1 protein-coding gene is annotated in these 8,922 nt (G+C 45.6%); it reads right to left on the bottom strand.

The window, feature by feature from the left end; all coding sequences use genetic code 11:
• The coding region (locus BC659_RS17070; protein WP_133475882.1) for a LamG-like jellyroll fold domain-containing protein at positions 1 to 8,912 on the bottom strand (8,912 nt) is incomplete at its 3' end.
• Between the last annotated feature and the right edge of the window lie 10 nt (positions 8,913 to 8,922).

The following is an 8,922-nucleotide window of genomic DNA, read 5'->3' as shown; positions in this document are numbered from 1 at the left end:
ACTACCGTAGTACCTACAGGGAACAGGGTAGGTGCATTGTTGGTTACCGTGGCTATACTGCAATTATCAGCAGTTACCGGTGTTCCGAGGTTTACGGTAGCGCCGCATACGCCCGCATCGGTGCCCTGAGCAATATTCGCCGGAGCAGTAATGGTTGGGTTGATATTATCTACTACCGTTACTACCGCTGTTGCTGTACTGCTGTTGCCATTAACATCGGTTACCGTTAAGGTTACCGTGTTCGCTCCCACATTGCTGCAATCGAAGCTCGTTTTATCTACTGCAATGCTGGCAATACCACAGTTGTCGTTTGAACCGTTGTTTATCTGTGCTGCAGTAATCGTAGCTGCACCATCGGCACCCAGTTGAACTGTGATGTTTTGTGATGTGGCAATCGGCAGGATATTGTCTACTACCGTTACGGTTGCTGTAGCTGTACTGCTGTTGCCGTTTACATCGGTTACCGTTAAGGTTACAGTATTCGCTCCCACATTGCTGCAATCGAAGCTCGTTTTATCTACTGCAATGCTGGCAATACCACAGTTGTCGCTAGAACCGTTGTTTATCTGTGCTGCAGTAATCGTAGCTGCACCATTGGCACCCAGTTGAACTGTGATGTTTTGTGATGTGGCGATGGGCAGGATATTATCTACTACCGTTACTACCGCTGTTGCTGTACTGCTGTTGCCGTTTACATCGGTTACCGTTAAGGTTACGGTATTCGCTCCTACATTGCTGCAGTCGAAACTTGTTTTATCTAATGCAATGCTCGCTATACCACAGTTGTCGCTTGAACCGTTGTTCACTTGTGCGGCAGTGATACTTGCTGCACCATTGGCATTTAAGTTCACTGTGATGTTTTGTGATGTGGCGATGGGTAGGATATTATCTACTACCGTTACTACCGCTGTTGCTGTACTGCTGTTGCCGTTTACATCGGTTACCGTTAAGGTTACGGTATTCGCTCCTACATTGCTGCAGTCGAAACTTGTTTTATCTACTGCGATACTGGCAATACCACAGTTGTCGCTTGAACCGTTGTTCACTTGTGCGGCAGTGATACTTGCTGCACCATTGGCACCCAGCTGAACTGTGATGTTTTGTGATGTGGCGATCGGCAGGATATTGTCTACTACTGTTACTACCGCTGTTGCTGTACTGCTGTTGCCATTTACATCGGTTACCGTTAAGGTTACGGTATTCGCTCCAACATTGCTGCAGTCGAAACTTGTTTTATCTACTGCGATGCTGGCAATACCACAGTTGTCGCTTGAACCATTGTTTATCTGGGCGGCGGTGATACTTGCTGTTCCGGTAGTACTTAAGTTGATCGTTAGATTTTGAGCAACTGCTGTTGGAGCTGTTACATCGCTAACGATTACATCAAACTCATACACCACCGTACTACATGGATTCACTGCTGTTACCGTTACATGTGTGGTTCCTTTATTAAAGGTTCTGCCTGTTCCGGTTCCTGAACCAGAACCGTTAGTAGCACCACTGAACGTGTAGCTAAGACCCGGTGCTGGTATACCCGTTACTGCTAACGGATAGTTAACTACTGCATTACAGGTACTTGCAGTTGTAGTAGACTGTACCTGCGGATTCAGGTTAATGAATACAGGATTGGTACAGGTTATTTCTGCACTTACCGCAAACTGATACGTTCCTTCATTACAATCATTGTTATTGAGGGTTACTGTTGCATTCTTGATACCCGGTACGTTGCTATTGAATACTACATTGAAATTCGCAGCAGCATTCGGAGCAATAGTAGCGGGCAATGTAATACCAGATACACTGAATGCCGAAGCATCTGTACCTGACAACGCTATACTGCTGATGGTAAGGCTGGCTGTACCTGTATTCTGTATCGCAAAAGTTTTGCTCACCGGTGTATTGGGCAGGGTACCACCAAAATTGGTATTGTTGGCTGCTGATGTAGCCGTTGTTCCCGTTGCAATGCTATTGCCATTACCGGTAATATTGATCTCAGGTGCATTTACAATTACTGAGAACGAACAGGTAGTGGTATTACCAGCAGCATCGGTTGCGGTTACCTGTACCGGTGTTGTACCGATCGGGAAACTTGAGCCACTCGGAATAGAGTAAGTAACTACTGTACCTGAACAATTATCAATAGCCTGCACATTATAAGTAGCCACTGCATTACACTGACCGTCAGCTGCGGTAACAACCACATTGTTTACAGCAGGTGCTGTGTTAAAGAGTTTAATACTTCTTGTTTCAATCCAGGTACTGCTGCCATAACGACCATCGTTACGCACATAGAACCTTACATAACGGGCAGATGTACTATTAAAGCTAACTTCAGTAGGTTGTGTAACATTGTTACCACTGATCGCTCCCGGACCTACCAATGTTTCAGGGAACATTTCTACCCATCCTGCATCGGTTATGGATGGAGCTGTAGCAGATGTAGATGGATGATAGAACCCTCTTACATGGGTAGTTTTTCCATCAGAGAACATCTGATATACCTGTGCCAGGTTGAAAGTTTGTGTAGCACCAAGGTCAACTACAAATACACCGGTACTATTGGCACCTCCGGTATTGAATGTAATACCCGAGTTTGGATTCGACTTAGTGCTGGTAGTCAAGCTGTTGGTATTCGGCGTTTCATCGCAAAGTGTTCCAAAAGGTCTCCATGATTCACTACAGCTCGATCCCAGCGAAGGACCTGAATATTGAGAAGCACCGTTTAGACCTGTCCATGCAACAATCGCTGCAGTTCCACCTACACTGGTTCCTCGCATGAAGTTAACCGGTGTGGAGGAGCTTTGGTTGCTACATGCCAGTACCGGCGGTGTTACATCCTGTACCGTTACTGTAAACGTACAGCTTGCTGTTTTGCCACAGGCATCTGTTACCGTTGCAGTTACCGTTGTAGTACCTACAGGGAAGAATGAACCTGAAGCATGAGAATAGGTTACGGTAGGATTGGCCGGACCAGCCGTTACGGTTGCATTCGGATAAGTTACATTGGCACCACACTGATTCGCAGGACTTGCTACTGTAATATTACCCGGACATGTAATCGTTGGCATTGCATAATTGCTTACTGCAACCGGAGCAGAGGTAGCAGTACATCCATTTTCATTTGTCACCGTTACACTGTAATTACCTGGCTGTGTTACGGAGATAGAAGAGCTGGTAGCACCGGTACTCCACAGATAAGTATTGCTAGCTCCGCCACCAATAATAGATGGTCCGTTACTAATACGGGTCGGATTGTTTACCATGGTACCATTGTTCACACCTGTTACATCAAGAATTGCATTACCTGATGTTTCATTGAATGAATAGGCAGCCACCAATCCTGTCGTAGGGGTGCTAATGATCTGATTATAGTTGGCATTGATTTGCGGTGCTGTTCTCGCTACATTCCATACACGAACTTCATCAATTCGTCCGTTAAAGAATCTTGCATTGGCACCGGCATTCACACCATTACCCGGACCATCATATCCACCTATATACATATTGGCTGCATTAGGTGTAATGGTATATGGCCAGCTGGTTTGTGCCGTTAATGCACCATTTACATATAGTTTAATCTGGTTGGAAGAAAGATTGGCATCAAACACCACCGCAATATGGTACCAGGTATTCAGTGCGGGCTGGAAGCCGCTGTTCCACTGAATCGGATTGGTCCATGAACCCAGTCTTGAATGTACCACATGTATTTTCGTAGCATCTCCTGTTTCACCCATATTCACCATCCATCCCCTGTTATTATTATCATCTTCAAACTTCGCAATGATGGTGCCATATTGATAGCTGCGCACATTGATCCAGGCTTCTGCTGTATACTGACTGGTGAAATTGAATGCCGCATTATTCGGTATCACGATATTATCATTCGATCCGTCGAAGTCGATAGCATTACCTGCACCGGCAGCACCGGCAGAAAGCGTAACGGCATTACCCACACAAACAGTAGTTGAACCGGATGCGCTGATGACTGGTACAGCCGGTAATGCATTTACAGTAACAACTGTGGGTGATGATGTATTGCTACATCCGGCTGCACTGGTTACCACCACACTATAATTACCAGATTGATTTACAGTAATAGACTGTGTTTGTGCACCATTGCTCCACAAATAGGATGCACCTATTGATGCTGTCAGGGTAACAGATCCTCCGGTACAGAAAGTAGTGGGCCCACCCGCTGTAATATTGGCTGCAGGTGTTGGGTTTACGGTTACATCAAACTGTCTGGATGTACCACAACCCATGGTTTCACCTGAATAATAAGATACTGCATAAAAAGTAGCTGTGATAGGTGTAGTGCCTGTATTGGTGGCTGTAAACGATGGTACGTTTGCACCATCGCCATTGGGCAGACCAACATTTACATTTGGAATATTTCCAGGCTGTGTCCATCTGAATACAGAACCTGCCACAGCACTGCTGAGGGTGAATGGTTGGGTTACCGTTCCGTTACATACGGTAATATTCGCGATAGGATCAATCACCGGTATCGGATTCACTCGGATCACAAAACTCATAGGTGTACCGGTACAGGTATTCGCCCCATCTGTATAAGATGGTGTTACCGTAACAGTTGCATATACAGGTACGGTTCCGGTATTCTGTCCGAGGAAAGAAGCTATATCTCCCGTACCACTGGCCGCCAATCCGATAGAAGGATTGTTATTGGTCCAGTTGTACACGGTTCCGCTGATATTACCGGTAAAAGCAATCGCTGTTACAGGCAATGCGTTATGACATACTTCTCTGTTGGTAATTGGATTTACTGTTGGAGCAGGTAATTGTGTGAGTGTAATAGAAGCCGGGGCAGATACACAGCCGTCTGTACTGGTAGCTGTTACGCTGTAGGTACCGCCCGCTGTTACATTGATACTATTGGTATTGGCCCCATTGCTCCACAGATAACCGGCACCACCACTTGCTGTAAGTGTTACTGAGCTACCTGCACAGAAGGTGGTTGAACCACCCGCGGTGATAACTGCTGTTGGAACTGGGTTTACGGTTACTGTTGTGGATGCTGCTGCAGAAACACATCCCTCTGCACTGGTGGCTACCACACTATAAGTTCCACTATTGGTTATTGTTATAGAAGCTTCCGTTGAACCGTTGCTCCACAGATAATTTGTTCCTCCTGAAGCTGTCAGTGTAACCGAACCGCCTGCACAGAAAGTAGTAGATCCACTTGCTGTAATAGTGGCTGCCGGTGTTGGGTTCACCGTTACAGTAGTTGAGGCCGGAGCTGATGTACATCCTTCTGCACTGGTAGCCACTACACTGTAGGTTCCCGCTGCAGACACAGTGATTGATGGCGTATTGGCTCCATTACTCCACAGATAACTTGCTCCACCGCTAGCGGTAAGTGTAACCGAACCTCCTGCACAGAAAGTAGTAGGTCCACTCGCTGTGATATTAGCAGCAGGTGTTGGGTTCACCGTTACATCAAACTGTCTGGATGTACCACAACCCATGGTTTCACCTGAGTAATAAGATACTGCATAAAAAGTAGCTGTGATCGGTGTTGTACCGGTATTGGTAGCTGTAAACGATGGTACGTTTGCACCATCGCCATTGGGCAGCCCTACATTCACATTTGGAATATTACCGGGCTGTGTCCATCTGAATACAGCACCCGCTACCGGACTACTGATGGTGAATGGTTGGGTTACTGTTCCGTTACATACGGTAATATTCGCAATAGGATCAATCACCGGTATCGGATTCACGCGTATGGTAAAGCTAACTGGTGTACCTGTACAGGTATTATCACCCGTTGTATAAGATGGTGTTACGGTGATGGTTGCATATACAGGCACGGTTCCTGTATTCTGTCCGAGGAAAGATGCTATATCACCCGTACCACTGGCTGCTAATCCGATTGAAGGATTGTTATTGGTCCAGTTATACACTGTTCCGCTGATATTACCGGTAAAAGCAATCGCTGTTACAGGCAATGCATTATGGCATACTTCTCTGTTGGTAATTGGGTTTACGGTAGGTGTTGGTAAAACCGTTACGGTGGGTGTAGATGACATTTGTACACTACAAACAGCACCACATACTAAATTGCCTGAAGTCCATGATGCGGTACCGGTTATTGTTCCATTGTTAGCCGATTTTGAATCGATCACTGTTGTACCGCTGCCATCATCCATTTTATACAATGCCAGCAAACCTGTTTCGGATCCGGATAGGCAACTGTTCATGCCCGCACTAATTTCCGAAGCAGTACGTACGGTATTCCAAATGCGTACATCATCCAATTTGCCATTGAAATAATTACATCCGCAACCTGTACCCTGTCTGCCAATGATAAGGCTTGCCGTATTATCATTGATCTGGGCAATAGGCGATGTTTTATTTCCTACATTCACTCCATTCAGGTAAAGTTTTACTGAAAGAGTAGATCCATTGTCCTGAACTGTAATGGCTACATGACTCCAGGTGTTGGCTGGTACGGTTACATCTGACCAGGTATTATTTGCATTTCCACCACCCTGATCCCAGAAATACAATCTATTCGAAGCATCGATGGCCATACCATACCCATAAGAACCTTTCATCAGTATATTTCTCCACTGACCTGATACCGCAGGGTTTACCCATGCTTCCATGGTTAACTGTCCGCCTGCGCTTACGTTCAGGTTGTTGGTATGTGGTATGGTTATATAAGTTGAGCCATTAAAGTTGAGTGCACCTGATGGAGCCGTTTCTGCCAATACATTATAGGTAGTGGTAGATGAAATGGTTCCTGTATTGAAATTGATAGCTCCTCCGGTTCCCGAAATCGGGCCGGCAACAATTGCATTGTTGGCATTGTTGCGCAAAGTATAATTAATACCTAACTGCGAAGAAGCGAGTGTTATGGTTGATGAACCTGTTGTACAAAGATTGGTTGTGGATGCTGTTACAGGCTGGTTAGCAATGGTTGTAACCGTTACCGATTTTGCAGCAGAACTTGCCTTACAGCCCCCTGCTGAAGTAACCGTTACACTGTAGTTGCCCGCCTGACTTACTGTTATTGACTGTGTGGTTGCTCCATTACTCCACAGGTAGCTACTGCCGGCTGAAGCCGTTAATGTTACAGAGGACCCCGTACATAAATCGGTCGGACCGCTGGCTGTTATTGTTGGAATAGTTGCTGCATAAGCTGCACAAGTACCTGTATTGGTAGAACCTGATGTAGTCCAGTTTGAACTTGTGCCGTTTAACGTAAAATTATTAAGGGTACCACTCCTGTTCTTACCACTAAAATCGGTCAGGGTAGTAACTCCGGTATTATTAGCATTTGCATTTCCCTGGTTGAAAGTATAATATTCTTCAAGGCCATTTTGAGAAGAGGGGTTGAGGAGCTGGCAGTTTTTATTGTTGTTAATTTCATCGCTACAAAGTTCACGGCTCCATATACGCACTTCATCAATGGTCATGGTTGCATACCTGTTCGTGGGATCATTATTTGAAATATTACGGGTTGCATACCGTACATCTTTCCCGATATGAATAACAGAAGCCGCATCATTTACAATAGTACCGGAAATACCCGGACCCGTATGCACGAGGGCGCCATCAACATAAAACTTGGTACTTGTTGCACTTGACGTTGCCGCATAATGATGCCATGAGCCGGCTATAATATTACAATTGGTTGCCCGCAAAGTACCGCCATCATTAACAAAGAAAGTCATGGTTCCATTCGTGTTCGGATGCATTAACCATGAATAATTCTGGTCAACATTTATAGGTCCCTGACCCATTACCGACCCAAAAGGTAGATTGGCATTGGGTACATACATCCAGAATTCTACTGTTATTTCTTTTTGAAAAGCCCTGAAAGGATTCGCTATATCTACATAATTCAATCTGCTGTTGTCGCCTGCCGGCAAACTTGGATCAAACTTCAAAGCACCTGCTGGTATGGTAAGTGTTGTAACAGTAACATAACCGGCAGCTGCATTGGTTGCATAGGTAAGCTGGTTGGTTCCGTTATTAATAGATCCACCGCCGCCGCCATGCCCTCTGTCTGAATTTGAAGTATACACAGTAGTTTGTGCAATCTGATAAGTACCGCCCTGACCTCCGGAATAACCGCCGCCGCCGCCGCCACGTACTAAAACATTAGAGGTACCGCCGCCACCGCCGCCAAATCCTCCATCACCACCAAAATAAGTTCCTGTTCTACCTGTACCACCTTTGGCACCATTTGTAAAAGCTTGCCCACCAACTGCAAAAAAGGTACCGGGTGAATTTTCGCCATTGGTTAAATACCCACCACCGCCAGCAGCAGGATCATCTGTTATACCATTTTTTCCGCCATTACCATTGATACCGCCACCTGTTTGACAAGTGCTGTTACCCGATGTACCTGTACTTCCGGGGTTTCCTAATGTATTGGGGAAACCAGCACCATAATCTCCATTACCACCACCGCCACCACCTGCAATCAGCAAAATGGTATTGGTGGTTTTATTCACCACAAAAGATCCACCACCACCACCACCGCTGTTGACACTTCCGAGTTGACCAAAGCCACCCGTACCCCGCTGACCCACTACAATTTGTATAACATGCCCCTGGGTTAATATAAATTCTCCCGACAATACAGCTCCATTTCCACCACCATTACCACCACCTTTGGCACCTGCTACCTTTATTGAATAAAGACCAGTTGCAGGAACGGTCCATTCCTGTATACCATTATTACTTACAACACCCGTAATGCTTGAAGATGCATACGTAAGGTTTACCTGTGTTTGTGTAGGACCATTTGTACCTGTTGCACCACAGGTGGTGAATGAATAGGTTTGCGCCTGTAACTGGAAAATAGCAGTTACTGCTATTATAATCAGCGTAATACATTTTTTAAAGGCCACTGAAAAAGATATAGTAATGTTTCTCATGATTGCAGGT

This window comes from Sediminibacterium goheungense (assembly GCF_004361915.1).
GTDB classification, from domain to species: Bacteria; Bacteroidota; Bacteroidia; order Chitinophagales; family Chitinophagaceae; genus Sediminibacterium; species Sediminibacterium goheungense.
This window is presented reverse-complemented; position numbering and strand designations above follow the sequence as displayed.